15 protein-coding genes are annotated in these 16,059 nt (G+C 69.4%); 11 read left to right on the forward strand and 4 right to left on the reverse strand.

Annotated elements, in window-relative coordinates:
• Window positions 1-9 precede the first annotated feature (9 nt).
• From OG611_RS01820 to OG611_RS01830, 3 genes are all read left to right on the forward strand, one after another.
• Window positions 10-708, forward strand: a complete 699-nt coding sequence (locus tag OG611_RS01820) for a DUF402 domain-containing protein (RefSeq protein WP_266414856.1) — start codon at window positions 10-12, stop codon at window positions 706-708.
• 371 nt (window positions 709-1,079) lie between these two features.
• A complete protein-coding gene (locus tag OG611_RS01825) occupies window positions 1,080-3,008 on the forward strand; it encodes a SpoIIE family protein phosphatase (RefSeq protein WP_266414858.1) in 1,929 nt (642 codons plus the stop codon).
• Between the two features lie 157 nt (window positions 3,009-3,165).
• On the forward strand, window positions 3,166-4,635 hold the full coding sequence (locus OG611_RS01830; RefSeq protein ID WP_266414860.1) for a catalase: 1,470 nt from the start codon (window positions 3,166-3,168) through the stop codon (window positions 4,633-4,635).
• An 85-nt stretch (window positions 4,636-4,720) separates the two neighbouring features.
• On the opposite strand, the gene OG611_RS01835 is transcribed toward OG611_RS01830, so the two are convergent.
• A complete protein-coding gene (locus tag OG611_RS01835) occupies window positions 4,721-6,958 on the reverse strand; it encodes a transglycosylase domain-containing protein (RefSeq protein WP_266414862.1) in 2,238 nt (745 codons plus the stop codon).
• A 222-nt stretch (window positions 6,959-7,180) separates the two neighbouring features.
• Here OG611_RS01835 and OG611_RS01840 point away from each other — a divergent pair, with 222 nt between their 5' ends.
• The 5 genes from OG611_RS01840 to OG611_RS01860 all read left to right on the forward strand — a co-directional run bounded on the left by OG611_RS01840 (window position 7,181) and on the right by OG611_RS01860 (window position 12,065).
• The gene (locus tag OG611_RS01840) at window positions 7,181-8,152 is read left to right on the forward strand and encodes an SPFH domain-containing protein (RefSeq protein ID WP_266414864.1); all 972 of its coding nucleotides are present in this window, start codon (window positions 7,181-7,183) and stop codon (window positions 8,150-8,152) included.
• Window positions 8,149-8,394, forward strand: coding sequence for a hypothetical protein (locus OG611_RS01845; RefSeq protein ID WP_072483993.1), 246 nt, complete (start codon window positions 8,149-8,151; stop codon window positions 8,392-8,394). The genes OG611_RS01840 and OG611_RS01845 overlap by 4 nt, the downstream gene beginning before the upstream one ends.
• 67 nt (window positions 8,395-8,461) lie before the next feature.
• Window positions 8,462-8,986, forward strand: a complete 525-nt coding sequence (locus OG611_RS01850; protein ID WP_266414866.1) for a PadR family transcriptional regulator — start codon at window positions 8,462-8,464, stop codon at window positions 8,984-8,986.
• Window positions 8,983-9,669 carry an ABC transporter ATP-binding protein gene (locus OG611_RS01855; RefSeq protein WP_266414868.1) on the forward strand — a complete coding sequence of 229 codons (687 nt, stop codon included), beginning with the start codon at window positions 8,983-8,985 and terminating at the stop codon, window positions 9,667-9,669. The genes OG611_RS01850 and OG611_RS01855 overlap by 4 nt, the downstream gene beginning before the upstream one ends.
• The gene (locus tag OG611_RS01860) at window positions 9,666-12,065 is read left to right on the forward strand and encodes an ABC transporter permease (protein WP_266414870.1); all 2,400 of its coding nucleotides are present in this window, start codon (window positions 9,666-9,668) and stop codon (window positions 12,063-12,065) included. The genes OG611_RS01855 and OG611_RS01860 overlap by 4 nt, the downstream gene beginning before the upstream one ends.
• Before the next feature lie 46 nt (window positions 12,066-12,111).
• On the opposite strand, the gene OG611_RS01865 is transcribed toward OG611_RS01860, so the two are convergent.
• Entirely contained in the window at window positions 12,112-13,080 is a 969-nt protein-coding gene (locus tag OG611_RS01865) for a hydrogen peroxide-inducible genes activator (RefSeq protein WP_266414872.1), read from the reverse strand.
• A gap of 71 nt (window positions 13,081-13,151) precedes the next feature.
• On the opposite strand from OG611_RS01865, the gene OG611_RS01870 reads away from it, so the two are divergent.
• The gene (locus OG611_RS01870; RefSeq protein WP_266414874.1) at window positions 13,152-14,564 is read left to right on the forward strand and encodes a recombinase family protein; all 1,413 of its coding nucleotides are present in this window, start codon (window positions 13,152-13,154) and stop codon (window positions 14,562-14,564) included.
• A 130-nt stretch (window positions 14,565-14,694) separates the two neighbouring features.
• Here OG611_RS01870 and OG611_RS40870 read toward each other — a convergent pair whose 3' ends face one another.
• A complete protein-coding gene (locus tag OG611_RS40870; RefSeq protein ID WP_266414875.1) occupies window positions 14,695-15,081 on the reverse strand; it encodes a hypothetical protein in 387 nt (128 codons plus the stop codon).
• Window positions 15,005-15,193 carry a hypothetical protein gene (locus tag OG611_RS01880; protein WP_266426297.1) on the reverse strand — a complete coding sequence of 63 codons (189 nt, stop codon included), beginning with the start codon at window positions 15,191-15,193 and terminating at the stop codon, window positions 15,005-15,007. Before OG611_RS01880 ends, OG611_RS40870 begins: the two co-directional genes overlap by 77 nt.
• A gap of 100 nt (window positions 15,194-15,293) precedes the next feature.
• Here OG611_RS01880 and OG611_RS01885 point away from each other — a divergent pair, with 100 nt between their 5' ends.
• A complete protein-coding gene (locus OG611_RS01885; RefSeq protein ID WP_266414876.1) occupies window positions 15,294-15,569 on the forward strand; it encodes a hypothetical protein in 276 nt (91 codons plus the stop codon).
• Window positions 15,508-16,056, forward strand: a complete 549-nt coding sequence (locus tag OG611_RS01890) for a DUF6879 family protein (RefSeq protein WP_266414877.1) — start codon at window positions 15,508-15,510, stop codon at window positions 16,054-16,056. Before OG611_RS01885 ends, OG611_RS01890 begins: the two co-directional genes overlap by 62 nt.
• The last annotated feature ends 3 nt before the right edge of the window (window positions 16,057-16,059 follow it).

Consider the following 16,059-nt stretch of genomic DNA (forward strand, 5'->3'; position numbering starts at 1 on the left):
GATCCGTCCATGGCAGGCAAGGGAGACATCGAGCACTGGGCGCCGGGTGATCAGATCCTGTGGCGCTACCGCCGCAACGGCGCGCCGAACGGGTCCGGGGCGCCGGAGCGCGCCCCGGACCCGTTCCACATCTGCCGCCCCGTCACCGTCGTCCAGGACACCGACGAGCTGCTCGCGGTGTGGGTGGCGCCGGGCACCGAGTGCGTGAAGCCGGTGCTGGCGAACGGCGAGGACGTGCACGCCGAGCCGCTCACCACCCGCTACACCGCCCCGCGCACCACCGCCCGCTCCACCTGGCTGGGAAACGGCGTGCTGAAACTCGCCCGGCCCGGCGACCCCTGGTCGGTCTGGCTCTTCTGGGAGCCCGTCTGGCAGTTCCGCAGCTGGTACGTGAATCTGGAGGAACCGCACACCCGCTGGCAGGGCGGCGTCGATTCCGAGGATCACTTTCTCGACATCTCCGTCTACCCGGACCGCAGCTGGGTCTGGCGCGACGAGGACGAATTCGCCATGGCGCAGCGGGCCGGTCTGATGGCCCCGCGGACCGCGCAGCGGGTGCGGGAGGCGGGCCGTGCGGCCGTCGAACTGATCCAGGACTGGGGCGCTCCGTTCCGGGACGGCTGGGAGGACTGGCGGCCCGATCCACAATGGCGGGTTCCCGCGCTTCCGGATGACTGGGACCGCACCCCCTCGCATATGCCGTCGTGAGACCCTTGATGCACCCCAGGGGGACAAACGTAGGATCGTCCTCCGGAGCGCCGCTCCGCCCCAACCAGGAGGCGCGGCACCGGACCTGACCACAAGTCAACGCACGAGCACCACGCACTGCATGAGCTGTATGAGCCACATCAGTCGTATGAATCGTATGAACCACTACGAGGGGGTGGAGACGTGCTCGCTGTTGCCCGCCCCGTCGCCGGAAACGTTGTCACCGAACCAGCCCGCAGACATCCGGTTTCAGCCCCTCGTTCCGGGGCATCCGGTGACAGCCGTTGTTATCGCCGCTCTTGCCGGGGCACAGTAACGCCCCACGAGGTGACTGCCTCATACAACCGGCCCGGACGGACGGAACCCCACGCGTGACGGAGCATCCCACCTCCCACGAAGGCCGGCAGCCTCTCGCCGCCCGGTCGCAGGAACGCACCCGGCCGCGGCAGCAGGAAGCCGCGCCGGCCGCTTCCCCTGCCGCCGCCGCGATCCCCAACCCGGCCGCCGCGCCGGGGTCGGGACCCGGCCCGGCTCCCACGGCGAGCACCGGCCCCGCGGGACTCGACCCCCAGGCCGCGGCCCGTCGCGAGGGCGACCGGCTGCGTTTCGTCGGGGCCGCCACCCGGCGGATCGCCCGCGGCATAGACCTGGACGAGATCGTGCTGGGCCTGTGCCGGGCCAGCGTGCCGACGTTCTCCGACGCCATACTGGTCTACCTCCGCGACCCGCTCCCGGTCGGCGACGAGCGGCCGGTCTCCCCCTTCGTGCTGCGGCTGCGCCGGTCCGACCGGCTGCGGCTGGCCGAGGAGGAGACGGAGGGCTCGCCGGAGACCGAGCGCCTACGGCTGCCCGTCATCGATCCGCACGGCGATCTGACGCCCGCGGCCGAACTGTGCGAGGTCCGCTCGGGTGGCGCGCTGGCCGAGGTGCTGCGCGGGGTGCGGCCGGTCTTCGGGGACTCCGCGGCGGCCCGCGCCGCGCTGCCCGAGCTGCTCGGCGCCGGCCGGACCGTGCCCACCGGACACCGTGCGATCCTCGCCCCGCTGCGCGGACGGCGGCGGGTCATCGGCGCCGCCGTCTTCCTGCGCGGCACGGAACGGCCGTCCTTCGAGTCCAACGACCTGCTGGTCGCGGCCCAGCTGGCGACGCACACCGCGCTCGGCATCGACAAGGCCGTGCTGTACGGACGCGAGGCGTACATCGCCGACGAGCTCCAGCGCACCATGCTGCCCGACTCGCTGCCGCAGCCGACCGGCGTCCGGCTCGCCTCCCGCTATCTCCCGGCCGCCGAGACGGCCCGGGTCGGCGGCGACTGGTACGACGCGATCCCGCTGCCCGGGAGCCGGGTCGCCCTGGTCGTCGGCGATGTCATGGGCCACTCCATGACGTCCGCGGCGATCATGGGCCAGCTGCGCACCACCGCGCAGACCCTCGCCGGGCTGGACCTGCCGCCGCAGGAGGTGCTGCACCACCTCGACGAGCAGGCGCAGCGGCTCGGCAGCGACCGCATGGCGACCTGCCTGTACGCGGTGTACGACCCGGTCGCGCACCGGATCACCATCGCCAACGCCGGGCATCCGCCGCCCGTCCTGCTCCATCTCGGCGGCCGTGCGGAGGTGCTGCGGGTGCCGTCCGGCGCCCCGATCGGCGTCGGCGGGGTGGACTTCGAGGCCGTCGAGCTGGACGCGCCCGCGGGCGCCACGCTGCTGCTGTACACCGACGGCCTGGTGGAGTCCCGGCTCCGGGACGTCTGGACCGGCATCGAGCAGTTGCGCGAACGGCTCGCCGCCACCGCCCGGCTGACCGGCCCGGACCATTCGCCGCCGCTGGAGGCGCTCTGCGACGACGTCCTGGACATGCTCGGTCCGGGTGACCGGGACGACGACATCGCGCTGCTCGCCGCCCGGTTCGACGGGATCGCGCCGAGCGATGTCGCGTACTGGCACCTTGAACCGGAGGAGACCGCTCCGGGCCGGGCCCGCAGGCTGGCCCGCCGCGCGCTCAGCCGCTGGGGGCTCGACGATCTCTCCGACTCGGTGGAGTTGCTGATCAGCGAGGTGGTGACCAATGCGGTGCGCTATGCGGAGCGGCCGGTGACGCTGCGGCTGCTGCGCACCGACATCCTGCGCTGCGAGGTCGGCGACGACTCCCCGCAGCTGCCCCGGCAGCGGCGGGCGCGTGACATGGACGAGGGCGGTCGCGGCCTGTTCCTGGTGAACCGACTGGCCAGGCGGTGGGGGGCGACGCGCCTTTCGACCGGCAAGGTGGTCTGGTTCGAGATGCCGACCCGGGGCCAGTAGAAGGGTCGGCGGAGGGCCGGGCGGAGAGCCCGGAACGGGCACGGGGCAGAGCCCTGCACGCGGGGTAGCGAAATGTTGCCGACCTCCTGTCGGCGGGTTTGACTTCAGTCGTGAACGAGACGACCTGACCGAAAACCCCACCGACGGGAGGACGCTCGTGTCCGAGGAATCAAAGACCAGGAACACCCCCTACACCACGAACAACGCCGGAATCCCGGTGGAGAGCGATGAACACTCGCTCACTGTCGGAGCCGACGGACCGATCCTGCTCCAGGACCACTACCTCATCGAGAAGATGGCCCAGTTCAACCGTGAACGGGTCCCCGAGCGAGTGGTCCACGCCAAGGGATCCGGCGCGTACGGCACCTTCAAGGTGACCAATGACGTCAGCCAGTTCACCAAGGCCGACCTGTTCCAGCCGGGCAAGCAGACCGCCATGCTCGCCCGCTTCTCCACGGTCGCCGGCGAGCAGGGCTCCCCGGACACCTGGCGGGACCCCCGCGGATTCGCCCTGAAGTTCTACACCGAGCACGGCAACTACGACATGGTCGGCAACAACACGCCGGTCTTCTTCGTACGTGACCCGATGAAGTTCCAGGACTTCATCCGCTCGCAGAAGCGCCGCCCGGACAGCGCGGTGCGCGACCACGACATGCAGTGGGACTTCTGGACCCTGTCCCCCGAGTCCGCGCACATGGTGACGTGGCTGATGGGCGACCGGGGTATCCCGAAGACGTACCGCCACATGAACGGCTACAGCTCGCACACCTATATGTGGGTGAACGCGGGCGGCGAGCGGTTCTGGGTGAAGTACCGCTTCAAGACCGACCAGGGCATCGACTTCTACCCGCAGGACGAGGCCGACCGGATGGCCGGGGTGGACGGCGACGTCCACCGCCGCGACCTCTTCGAGGCGATCGAGCGCGGCGACCACCCGAGCTGGACGCTGTACGTCCAGGTCATGCCGTTCGACGACGCGCCGGACTACCGCTTCAACCCGTTCGACCTCACGAAGGTGTGGCCGCACGCCGACTACCCGGAGATCGAAGTCGGCCGGATGACGCTGAACGAGAACCCGGAGGACTTCTTCGTCCACATCGAGCAGGCGTCCTTCGAGCCGTCGAACCTGGTGCCCGGCATCGGTCCGTCGCCCGACAAGATGCTGCTCGGTCGGCTCTTCTCGTACCCGGACACCCACCGGTACCGGATCGGCCCGAACTACGCGCAGCTGCCCCCGAACCGTCCGCGGTTCGGCCGGAACTCGTACGCGAAGGACGGCCCGATGCGGTACGAGCCGGCTCGTACGGGAGCGGTCTACGCACCGAACTCGTACGGCGGTCCGGCCGCGGACACCGAACGCTACGGCGATCCGGCGGGCTGGGCCACGGCGGGCGAGATGGTGCACGAGGCCTACAAGCTGCATCGCGAGGACGACGACTGGGGCCAGGCGGGCACGATGGTGCGCAAGGTCCTGGACGACGCGGCGCGCGAGCGGTTGGTGGGCAACATTTCCGGCCATCTGCTAGACGGTGTGAGCGCCCCGGTCCTGGAGCGGGCGCTGCAGTACTGGCGCAACGTGGACAAGGACCTCGGCGACCGGATCGCCAAGAAGGTCAACGGCGGCTGACACCGCCGTACGCGGAAGACACGGGTCAGGGGCGGTGCCGGCCGGCACCGCCCCTGACTCACGCGTTCACCGCTCCGTCATCCGCTCAGTGGCTGAGCGGGTTCTTGTCGGCGCTGTTCTGGCCGGGGCGCCCGGAGCTCAGTCCGTCGCCCGGCTGGCCCGGGGACTGGCTCGGCGGCGGCACGTCCGGCGACTGGCTCGGCGGCACGTCGGGCGACTGACTCTGCGACTGGCTGGGCTTGTCGCTCGGGCTCTGCGAGGGCTCGTCCGGCGGCTGGGAGGGAGTCGTGTCGGTGCTCGCCGACTGCGAGGGGCTCGCCGGCGGTGTGCTCGGTACGGTGACCTCGCCGCGCTCGACATCCTCCAGGTCGAACTGGGCACTGGAGCCGCCGCCCAGCGCGCCGAGGGTGTAGTCCGCCCAGATCTGCGCCGGGAAGCCGCCACCGTTGGCCCGGCCGGAGTTGGCCGTGCCGGTCAGGCTGACCTGGCCACCGCCCTCCTTGGGCGATTCGCCGAAGAGCGCGACGACCGTGGTGAGCTCCGGGGTGTAGCCGGCGAACCAGGCCGACTTGTTGTTCTCCGACGTACCCGTCTTGCCCGCCGCCTCGTACGCCGAGGTGTTGGCCGCCCGGCCGGAGCCGCTGTCCACCACGCCGGTCAGGACGGAGGTCACGGTGTCGGCGGACTTGCGGCTGATCACCTGGCTGCCGACGCCCTCGACCGGCTCGACCGTCCGGTCGCGGTGCTTGGCCGACTTCACGATGAACGGGGTGACCTTCTTGCCGTGGTTGTCGAGCGTGGCGTACGCGCCCGCCATGTCCCAGGTCGAGGCGTTCATGGTGCCGAGCGTGATGGCGGGGCGCTCGGGGAAGTTCTCGTCCGGTACGCCGAGGGCCAGCGCGGTCTTCTTCACCGCGGGCGGGCCGACGTCGACGACCATCTGCGCGAAGGCCGAGTTGATCGACGCGTTCATCGCCTTCTGCACGGTGACGCTGCCGTAGCTCTGGTTGTCCTCGTTCTCCGGGGCGAACGGGGTGTCGCTGCCCACCACGGGCCGCTTGCTGGTGCCGTCGTAGCGGGTGTTGACACCGATCAGGTCGCCGTCCTGGGTCTTCGACCCGTTCTCCAGCGCGGAGGCGAAAACCAGCGGCTTGAAGGTGGAGGCCGGCTGGTAGTCCCGGCGGGTGGCGTTGGAGAAGTAGTGCTGGGTGTAGCCCGCGCCGCCGTACATCGCGACGACGGCGCCGGTCTTCGGGTCCACCGAGGTGGCACCGGCCTGGACGGTCGCGTCGACCTTGTTGTTCTTGCGGTCCAGCTTGGACTCCAGCTGGCGGTCGACGGACTGCTCCAGCTCCTTCTGCCGCTTCTTGTCGATGTTGAGCGTGAAGGTCCAGCCGCCGGCCTGCCGCATCTCCGCGGTGATGCCCTGCTTCTCCAGCTCCTTGTTGGCCGCCTCGACGAGGTAACCGGTCTGGCCCTCCATGCCCTTGGCGGGCTTGGGCTTGTCCGGGTACGGGAACGTGAGCTTGTCGCGCTCGGCCTTGTCGAGCCAGTGCATCTCGACCATGTTGTCGAGCGTGTAGCCCCAGCGCTCCTTGACCAGCTTCTTGCCGGTCTCCGTCGCGGACTGCCAGTCGTACTGGCTGGGGGCCTGGAGCACGGAGGCCAGATAGGCGCCCTGGGAGACGTTGAGGTCCTTGGCGTCGACCCCGTAGTAGGCCTGTGCGGCGGCCTGGATGCCGCTCGCGCCCCGCCCGTAGTAGCTGGTGTTGATGTACCCGGCGAGGATGTAGTCCTTGCCCTTCTTGTTCTCGATCTTGAGCGAGATCACCAGTTCCTTGAGCTTCCGGCTGATCGTCGGGTCCTGCGTCAGGTAGTAGTTCTTGACGTACTGCTGGGTGATGGTCGAGCCACCCTGCTTGCCCTTGCCGCTGAGGGTGTTGATCAGGCCGCGCGCGGTGCCCTTCAGGTCGACGCCCTTGTCGTCGTAGAACGACTTGTTCTCGGCGGCGACGAAGGTGTGCTGCACCTCCTTGGGCACCTCTGCCAGGTCCACGATCTGACGGTTGACCCCCTGGCCGGTCCGGGTCAGCAGTGTCCCGTCGCTGTACTGGTAGACGTTGCTCTGCCGCTCGGCCAGGGCGTTGGCCTTCGGGATGTCCACGTACATGTAGAGCGCGACGAAGGCGCCCATGATCAGCAGGCAGAGCCCGAAGAAGGCGCCCAGCATCTTCTTCCAGGTGAAGAGTCTGCGTATGCCGCCGCTCTTCGCGGCCCGCCGCGCTCCGCGCCGCTGGGCTCGTCGCGCATCCGCTCGACCCATCGCTGTTTTGCTCCTGTTTCTCTGCTCGACCCGATCCGCTCAGCCGAACCAGCTAACACCGTCGGCAAGGACAAAAAGCGAGCGTTGCGGTCTTTTACGGGCGTGACAATCAGCACCCGTTCCCAAGGGAACCGACTCATGAAGGGTGCCCAAGGTTGCGAACACAGGTAATGTGTAATCACATTGCTAGCACCGAGTCAGTCTTTCGAAACGGGGGATTCCATGCCCGACCACGGCAATCCGCACGATGTGGCCACCCTTGCCGCCGACCTCACACCCGACGCCCCGCAGATGCCCGAACCGCAGGTGAGGGAGGTGACGGCGCACAGCATCCCCGGCGGCCTCGGCCTGCTGCTGACCGTGCTGGGGGTGATCGTCGGCATCGGCCTCGCGATCATCGGCGGCGTCGTCGGCTCGAACGGGAACAACGGCCTGGGCGTCCCGGTCTGCATCTTCGGCGTCCTGCTCGTCATCGCCTCGTTCTTCTGCATGACGGGTGTGAAGATGGTCGCACCGGGTGAGGCCCGGGTGATCCAGCTCTTCGGCCGGTACGTCGGCACGATCCGCGCCGACGGGCTGCGCTGGATCAACCCGCTCACCAGCAGCCGGAAGATCTCCACCCGGGTCCGCAACCACGAGACCGCGGTCCTCAAGGTCAACGACGCCTACGGCAACCCGATCGAGCTCGCCGCGATTGTCGTCTGGAAGGTCGAGGACACCGCGCAGGCGCTCTTCGAGGTCGACGACTTCCTGGAGTTCGTCGCCACCCAGACCGAGGCGGCCGTCCGGCACATCGCGATCGAGTACCCGTACGACGCTCACGAGGAGGGCGGCCTCTCGCTGCGCGGCAACGCGGAGGAGATCACCGAGAAGCTGGCCGTGGAGCTCACCGCCCGGGTGCAGGCCGCCGGCGTACGGATCATCGAATCGCGCTTCAGCCATCTCGCGTACGCCCCCGAGATCGCCTCCGCGATGCTCCAGCGCCAGCAGGCCGGCGCCGTGGTCGCGGCCCGGCAGCAGATCGTCGAGGGCGCGGTCGGCATGGTCGAGATGGCGCTCACCCGGATCGCCGAGCAGGACATCGTCGAACTCGACGCGGAGCGCAAGGCGTCCATGGTCAGCAATCTGATGGTGGTGCTGTGCGGTGACCGCGCGGCGCAGCCGGTCCTGAACACGGGCACTCTTTACCAGTGACCGAACAGACCCCGGCGCGCCGGACCCCGCCGCAGCGCAAGCAGATGCTGCTGCGGCTGGATCCGGCGGTGCACGACGCACTGGCCCGCTGGGCCTCCGACGAACTGCGCAGCGCGAACGCGCAGATCGAGTTCCTGCTGCGCAGGGCGCTGGCGGAGGCGGGCCGCCTGCCGGGCACGGCGCGTCCGATCCCCCGCCGGGGCCGGCCCCCGAAGGACGCGTCGGGGCCGTCCGGCGACTGAGCACCGGGATCCGGGGGCGGGACCCGGGTATACACCGGGGGTATACACGCCGTGTACAGTGCTCGGCATGTCTATCGGCCACACCCTGCTCGGGCTCCTGGAGTCCGGCCCCCGCCACGGCTACGACCTGAAGCGCGCGTTCGACGAGAAGTTCGGCCACGACCGCCCCCTGCACTACGGCCAGGTCTACTCGACCATGTCCCGGCTGCTCAAGAACGGCCTCGTCGAGGTCGACGGCGTCGAGAGCGGCGGCGGCCCCGAACGCAAGCGGTACGCCATCACCGAGGCCGGGATCACCGATGTCGGCACCTGGCTCGCACAGCCGGAGAAGCCCGAGCCGTACCTCCAGTCGACGCTCTACACCAAGGTCGTCCTGGCCCTGCTCACCGGCCGCAGCGCCGCGGCCCTGCTGGACACCCAGCGCACCGAGCACCTGCGCCTGATGCGCATCCTCACCGACCGCAAGCGCAAGGGCGACCTCGCCGATCAGCTGATCTGCGACCACGCGCTCTTCCACCTCGAAGCCGATCTGCGCTGGCTGGAACTGACCGCCGCCCGGCTCGACCGCCTCGCCGTGGAGGTGGGCGCATGATCCCCGACGGCTCCCTGCTCAGCGCCGACCGCCTGCACAAGACGTACGGCCAGACGCCCGCGCTCGACGGCGCGTCGTTCTCCATCCACCCCGGCGAGGTCGTCGCCGTGATGGGCCCCTCCGGCTCCGGCAAGTCGACCCTGCTGCACTGCCTCGCCGGAATCGTCACCCCCGACCAGGGCACGATCACCTATGCGGGCCGCGAGCTCTCCGCCATGTCGGACGCCGAGCGCAGCGCCCTGCGCCGCGCCGAGTTCGGCTTCGTCTTCCAGTTCGGCCAGCTCGTCCCGGAGCTGACCTGCGTGGAGAACGTCGCCCTGCCGCTCCGCCTGGCCGGCGCCAAGCGCAAGGAGGCCGAGCGCACCGCCCGCCACTGGATGGAGCGGCTGGAGGTCGACAACGTGACCGCCAAGCGCCCCGGCGAGGTCTCCGGCGGCCAGGGCCAGCGCGTCGCCGTGGCCCGTGCACTGGCCGCCTCCCCGAAGGTGATCTTCGCGGACGAGCCGACCGGCGCCCTGGACTCCCTCAACGGCGAACGGGTCATGGAACTGCTCACCGAGGCGGCCCGGTCCACCAACGTCGCCGTGGTCCTGGTGACCCACGAGGCGCGGGTCGCCGCGTACTCCGACCGCGACGTCACCGTGCGCGACGGCCGGACCCGCGACCTGGAGCACGCCGCATGACCCTGCTCGACCACAAGAAGGCACCGGCCGCGGCCCCGCTCCGGCCCGCCGGGCCCACCGGCATCGCCGCCTGGCTCCGCGACCTCGGCCTCGGCATCCGGTTCGCCGCCGGCGGCGGGCGCGAGGGCTGGGTCCGCACCGTACTGACCGCCGTCGGCGTCGGCCTCGGTGTGGCACTGCTGCTGACCGCCGCCTCCGTACCGAATCTGCTCGAAGAGCGTTCCGCGCGCGACCAGGCCCGCGTCGAGAGCCGCATCCCCGGCGGCCCCGACGCACAGGCCGAGAAGTCCGACACCTCGGTACTCCGGCTCAGCAGGGAGACCGAGTACCACGGCCGCAGCATCAGCGGCTATCTGATGCGCGCGGACGGCACGCACCCGGTCGTCCCGCCGGGCGTCGCACGCTTCCCCGGCGCGGACGAGATGACGGTCTCCCCCGCGCTGAAGAAGCTGCTGGACTCCCCGGAGGGCCGCCTCCTCAAGGAGCGGGTGCCGTACCGGATCACCGGCACGATCGCCGACTCCGGCCTGGTCTCACCCGGGGACCTGCTCTACTACGCGGGCAGCGACACTCTGACGTCCGCCGACGGCGGCCACCGGATCGCCGCCTACGGCAACCCGGAAGGCGGCAAGGAGATGCCGCCCATCCTGATCGTGCTGATCATCATGATCTGCGTGGTGCTGCTGGTGCCGGTCGCGATCTTCATCGCGACGGCGGTGCGGTTCGGCGGCGACCGCCGCGACCGCAGGCTCGCCGCGCTGCGCCTGGTCGGCACGGACATCCGGATGACCCGCCGGATCGCGGCCGGCGAGGCCCTGTTCGGGGCGGTCCTCGGCCTGCTGATCGGTGGGGTGCTCTTCCTGGTGGGGCGTGGCTTCGTCGGTCACATCGAGATCTGGAACGTCAGCGTCTTCCCGTCCGACCTGGTGCCCTCCGCCGCGCTGACGGCACTGGTCGCCCTCTCTGTTCCGGCGGCTGCGGTGCTGGTCACGCTGGCCGCCCTGCGCTCGGTGGTGATCGAACCGCTCGGCGTCGTACGGGGCGGCCGCAGCCGCAGGCGCCGCTTCTGGTGGCGGCCGCTGATGCCGGTCGCGGGCCTGGTGGTGCTCCTGCTGAGCGACAAGGTCGAGCCGTACGCCACGGTCAACCCGTACCCGATCGCGGGCGGTGCCGTGCTGGTCCTGGTCGGGCTCGCGCTGCTGCTGCCGTGGCTGGTCGAGGCGTGCGTGAACCGGCTGCACGGCGGTCCGGTGCCCTGGCAGCTGGCCACCCGCAGGCTCCAGCTGAGCAGCAGCGCGGCCTCCCGCGCGGTCAGCGGAATCACCGTCGCGGTCGCGGGCGCGGTGGCGCTGCAGATGCTGTTCGCCGCGGTGGGCGACGAGTTCAACAGGCTGACCGGGCAGGATCCCTCGCGGGCCCAGTTCTACACGTTCTCCGAGAAGGTCGACCCGGAGGCGGCCACCCGGACCATCCAGGAGTTCAAGGCCACCAAGGGAGTGACGGCCGTCATCGGCAAGGTCGAGGTGTACGTCACCCGGCCCGGCAAGTACCCCGAGGACAAGGTCCAGCCGACCACCAGTCTCATCGTCGGCGACTGCGGAACCCTGCGCGAGCTGGCCCGGATCGGCTCCTGCACGGATGGCGACACCTTTGTGGTCCACCCCAGGAACGACAAGGAGATGTCCGACTGGGTGGACCAGACGGCCCGCAAGGGCAAGGAGGTCGAGATCGACCCGGGCGCCGGCCGGAAGCCGATGCGGTGGACGCTGCCCGCCGACTCCCGGACGGTCGTCGCCCGCCACGATCCGCTGGGCGAGGACTCCTGGGGAATCATGGCCACCACCGGCGCGGTCGACCCGAGCAAGCTGCCGGGCGCGACGACCCAGACGCAGATCCGGGTCGACGAGAGCGTCGAGGACGTCGCGGAGTACGTACGGAACACCGCGGCCCGGATCGACCCCGGGATGCGGGTGGCGTCCCTCAAGTCGGTGGCCCGTGACGAGAAGTACGCCAGCGTGCAGCGCGGCCTCCAGGTCGGCGCGACCATGACGCTGCTGCTGATCGCCGCCGCGATGCTGGTCTCGCAGCTGGAGCAGCTGCGCGAACGCAAGCGCCTGCTCTCGGTGCTGGTCGCCTTCGGCACCCGGCGGTCCACCCTCGCCTGGTCGGTGCTCTGGCAGACCGCCGTGCCGGTGCTCATCGGGCTGTTGGTGGCCGTGGCGGGCGGACTCGGCCTGGGCGCGACCCTGATCGCCATGCTCGACAAGGAGGTCACCGACTGGTGGCTGTTCCTGCCGATGACCGGCGCGGGCGCGGCGCTGATCCTGCTGGTCACGCTGGTCTCGCTGCCGCCGCTGTGGCGCATGATGCGCCCGGACGGCCTGCGTACCGAGTGACGGAGCGGACGGAGCAAGGGGTGCGGTCCCGAGGGGCCGCACCCCTTCAGTCGCTCCGCGTGCCGGTCGTCACCCGGACCGGCAGCGCCGCCATCGCCCCCCGCAGCGCCACCGCGAACTCCTCGAACTCCTCGTGCCGCGCCGCCCCCGTCCGCATCCCCAGCGCCACCCGCCTCGACGGCGCCGGCTCCGCGAAGTACCCGGTGGCCAGCGCGTCGTTGCGGCCGGTCTCGACCGTCACCGCGGTCCGCGGCAGCAGCGTCACACCGAGCCCGCCGGCGACCAGCTGGACCAGCGTGGAGAGCCCGGCCGCGGTCGTGGTGACCGGCGCCCCTTCCGTGCGCCCCGCCTCCCGGCAGATGTCCAGGGCCTGATCGCGCAGGCAGTGCCCCTCGTCGAGCAGCAGCAGCGGCAGCTCGCGCAGCGCCTCGCGCGGGATGTCGGCACGCCCGCCCAGCCAGTGGTCCTTCTCCATCACCAGCACGAAGTCCTCGTCGAAGAGCGGGAGTTCGGTCACCCCCGGCACCCCGAGCGGCACGGCGAGCAGCAGCAGATCGAGCCTTCCCGCGGCCAGCCCCTCCAGCAGCGAGGAGGTCTGCTCCTCGTGCACCTGGAGGTCGAGCTCGGGGTAGCGCTCGTGGACCAGCCGCAGCACGGTCGGCAGCAGATACGGGGCCACGGTCGGGATCACACCGAGCCTGAGCACCCCGGTGAACGGCGCCCGGACCGCCTCGGCCTCCTCCATCAGCTCACCGACGGCCTCCAGCACCGCGCGGGCCCGCACCGCGAGCCGCTCCCCGGCCGGCGACAGCAGCACCTTGCGCGTCGTACGCTCGATGAGCTGGACACCCAGCGCCTCCTCCAGCGCCGACACCGCTCCGGAGAGCGCCGGCTGACTCATCCCGATTGCTGCCGCCGCGTCCCGGAAGTGCAGATACTCGGCGACGGCCACGAAGGCGCGCAGCTGCGACAGGCTGGGCTGTTTGGGCCTACTGCCCTGATTGCTCTGCACCACTGATAGGCACCTCCGATCATCACAGCCGAGTGTAGCTATTTCCGTGATCAATGCACTCTGCGCCAAGGTGGATGGACGAGGTGGCCGCCGAGCTGGGCGTCACCATCACTCGTCGTTACAACGACAACAACACCCCGGCCAGCAACCCGCACATCACGCGCAAGGACTTCGAACAGGCGCTGGTCGATCTTGAGAACGGCACCATCCGGGGCCTGCTCTTCTACCACGCAGACCGATTGGTCCGGCAGGAATACGATGCGGCCCGAATAAACCGGCTCTTCCAGCTCAACCCCAAATATGTGGGTCGGGCTGTTGCGGGCGGTACTGATTTGTCCACTCAAGAGGGCCGGTCGATGCTCACCATCCAGGCCACCATGGGCGGCATGGAGGTGTACAACACCAAGCGCCGAGTCGCCCGAAAGAACAAGGGACTGGCTGAGCGCGGACACATGCACGGAGCCCCCCGGCCTTTCGGTTGGGACGAGGACCGTAAGACACTCCACGCGACCGAGGCCGAAGTCCTCCGGAAGGCAGTGCTCGCAATTCCCGGCGGCCTCACGGTCGGCGAAGTCCGCAAGCAGTGGATTGACCTCGGGTACGAGCCCACACGCAATAAGAAGAACACCGGCACGCAGGCGCTCCAGCACAGCACTGTCGAGGCCCGTCTCGTCAAGCCGCGCATCTGTGGCTACAGGACTTACCTGCCCCAGTCCGAGCGGCGTGACTCCAAGAAGCCGTGGATGCCGGATTTTGTCGTCCACAAGGACGGCAAGCCGGTAATGGGCGACTGGGAAGCCATCGTTTCCCCCGAAGAGTGGCAAGCCTGCGTCGCCACCATCGAGGAGCGAAAGACGGCCAGGTCCGAAGGTCGGGCGGCACACACCACCTCGGCCAAGTACCTCCTTTCCGGGATCACCCGGTGCGGAAAGTGCAGCTTCCCCCTGATGTCTAACCAGTACTCGAAGGGGACCACTTCCTACGAGCGGTACGGCTACCGGTATGCCTGCCTCACCACGCTCGGCGGGTGCGGTGGCGTCACCCGAGTCGGCCCCCCGGTGGAAGAGCTGGTCGAGGAAGCCTTCCTCCTGGAGGTCCGACGGAGCCTCGGCATGGTCGTCAAGGAAGAGGATGTCGACGAGACGAAGCATGACGTCCGGCTCGCCGAGATTGACCAGGAGATCGAAGAGGTCAACGAGCGGCGCAGGGCGAAGCGCATCAGCATGGGGACGGCACTCGACATGATCGAGGAGCTTGAGGGCGAGCGCGACGAGCTGAACCGGCAGCGCCGCCAACTGGTCGCCGCGAAGGTCCGTAGGCAGAACGCTTCCCCTTCCCTCCTGGAGGAGTGGAAGGGGTACACGGTCTCGCAGAAGAAGGCCCGGCTCCGTGAGTCGGTCCGGGCCGTGATGGTTCACCCCGCGGGGCGTGGGCGGAAGTTCGACCCGTCGCTGATCGAGGTCGCCCGGGTCGAAGACGAGCAGTGAACACCAGAAAACCCCCCTCCCAGGCGGGAGGGGGGTTTTCCACTCTTCCTTGGTCATCATTGGATGACGGTCTCCTCCCCACCACCGCCCCGGGTCAGCCAGACAATGCGGGCAATACCAGTGGAACGAATCAACTTAGACAATCACGGCATGGGGCTCGGGTTATGCAGAGCGTCGCCCCCTGGCAGCTCGGCCAGTCCGCGAACAGGAGACAGTTAGCCTCCGCGTGCGTCTCGATGCAGGTCCCGTAATCGGTTCCCGACGGGGTATCGGAGAGGCAACGTGGGCACCCGCCAGCAAGCCAAGACGGTCCTCCCGGAGGGCTGCCGTTGTACCCCGCCGCTGCAAGTCGTCGGTCCGTCCCCACCAGGACGGCCCCCACTTTCGAACGTAGGCAGTCACCTCGCCGCGCAACCGCCTGTGCAATACCGAGGAAGTAGTCATCCCAGTCCGGCCTTACTCGCTTCGCGTGCTTGTGGATGACGCCGTGCCTCGCCTTCGGTGACCTCCACGGCACCGGGGTGCATCTCCCGTATCCAGTAGTCCTGCACCATCTCCTGTGCGAGGGAGTGGGGGACGCCGTGGGAGACGGCTTCGGTGTAGATGGTCCCGGCGACGCGGGCGAGCATCAGCGACCACTACCGGCCGAATTTGCCCTCTTGACGCGGAAGACCCTCCGGAGTGAGGTCCGTGCAACAAGTCGCAACACAGTCGACACGGGAAGCCACCATGTCCCTACAGTTCTTTGGCAAGGACCCCAACACCGACGATGACCACTGCCCTACGGTCTGGGTGGACGACGAGAAGGCTGAACTGCTCTTCCAGGGCTGGGACGCCGACGAGGCGACCCAAGCCAAGTGCCTGGAGTACGGCTCCATCCCCGACACCGAGACCATCATCCGTATCCCGGCACGCATGGTGTCGCAGATCAGGAAGGCGTGCGATGCCGCAGAACGCGCAGCCTCAGCAGGAGCGACAGGAGCCGGCACCGCCGAGCTTCGCTGAGGTCATCCAGGACACGGAGCGCTCCGCGGTCCACCTGGAGATGCGTGACGCGTACTTCGACAACGAGCGCTTCGCCGCCTGGCGTGATGGAGAACGGGTCAACTGGGAGGACCGCGCCTCGTGGTGGCGCGGCTTCCACGATTTGGTGGCCCGGGCCGTTGCCCGTGGCGTCGTGATCCGCCGCCTCCGTGTCGTCAGTGAGCCCGTTTCGGAGTACATCCGCTGGGAGCACTACGTGACCCGGGCCAACGTCGAGGCCGGCGAGCAGGTCCGTTGGTTGCCCCGGCGTCTCGCCACGAGTCTGCACTTGCCCGGAAACGACTACTGGCTTTTCGATGAGCGGCTGGCCCGCGTCCACCACTTCGCAGGCGACGGTGCCCTGGTGGAAGACGAGTTCAGCACGGAGACGGGGCTCCTCAAGGGCCTCTCCGATTCCTTCGAGACCTTGTGGGAGCACGGGATCCCGCATAGCGAGTTCCACGTCTGATCC

The organism is Streptomyces sp. NBC_01363, assembly GCF_026340595.1.
Taxonomy (GTDB): Bacteria; Actinomycetota; Actinomycetes; order Streptomycetales; family Streptomycetaceae; genus Streptomyces.

What these genes read in the sequence shown, in the direction of transcription:
- OG611_RS01820 (WP_266414856.1), top strand. Translation starts at nt 10, where the DNA reads ATGGCAGGCAAGGGAGACATCGAGCACTGGGCGCCGGGTGATCAGATC.
- OG611_RS01835 (WP_266414862.1), bottom strand. Translation starts at nt 6,958, where the DNA reads ATGGGTCGAGCGGATGCGCGACGAGCCCAGCGGCGCGGAGCGCGGCGG.
- OG611_RS01840 (WP_266414864.1), top strand. Translation starts at nt 7,181, where the DNA reads ATGCCCGACCACGGCAATCCGCACGATGTGGCCACCCTTGCCGCCGAC.
- OG611_RS01850 (WP_266414866.1), top strand. Translation starts at nt 8,462, where the DNA reads ATGTCTATCGGCCACACCCTGCTCGGGCTCCTGGAGTCCGGCCCCCGC.
- OG611_RS01855 (WP_266414868.1), top strand. Translation starts at nt 8,983, where the DNA reads ATGATCCCCGACGGCTCCCTGCTCAGCGCCGACCGCCTGCACAAGACG.
- OG611_RS01860 (WP_266414870.1), top strand. Translation starts at nt 9,666, where the DNA reads ATGACCCTGCTCGACCACAAGAAGGCACCGGCCGCGGCCCCGCTCCGG.
- OG611_RS01870 (WP_266414874.1), top strand. Translation starts at nt 13,152, where the DNA reads ATGGACGAGGTGGCCGCCGAGCTGGGCGTCACCATCACTCGTCGTTAC.
- OG611_RS01880 (WP_266426297.1), bottom strand. Translation starts at nt 15,193, where the DNA reads ATGCTCGCCCGCGTCGCCGGGACCATCTACACCGAAGCCGTCTCCCAC.
- OG611_RS01885 (WP_266414876.1), top strand. Translation starts at nt 15,294, where the DNA reads ATGTCCCTACAGTTCTTTGGCAAGGACCCCAACACCGACGATGACCAC.
- OG611_RS01890 (WP_266414877.1), top strand. Translation starts at nt 15,508, where the DNA reads ATGCCGCAGAACGCGCAGCCTCAGCAGGAGCGACAGGAGCCGGCACCG.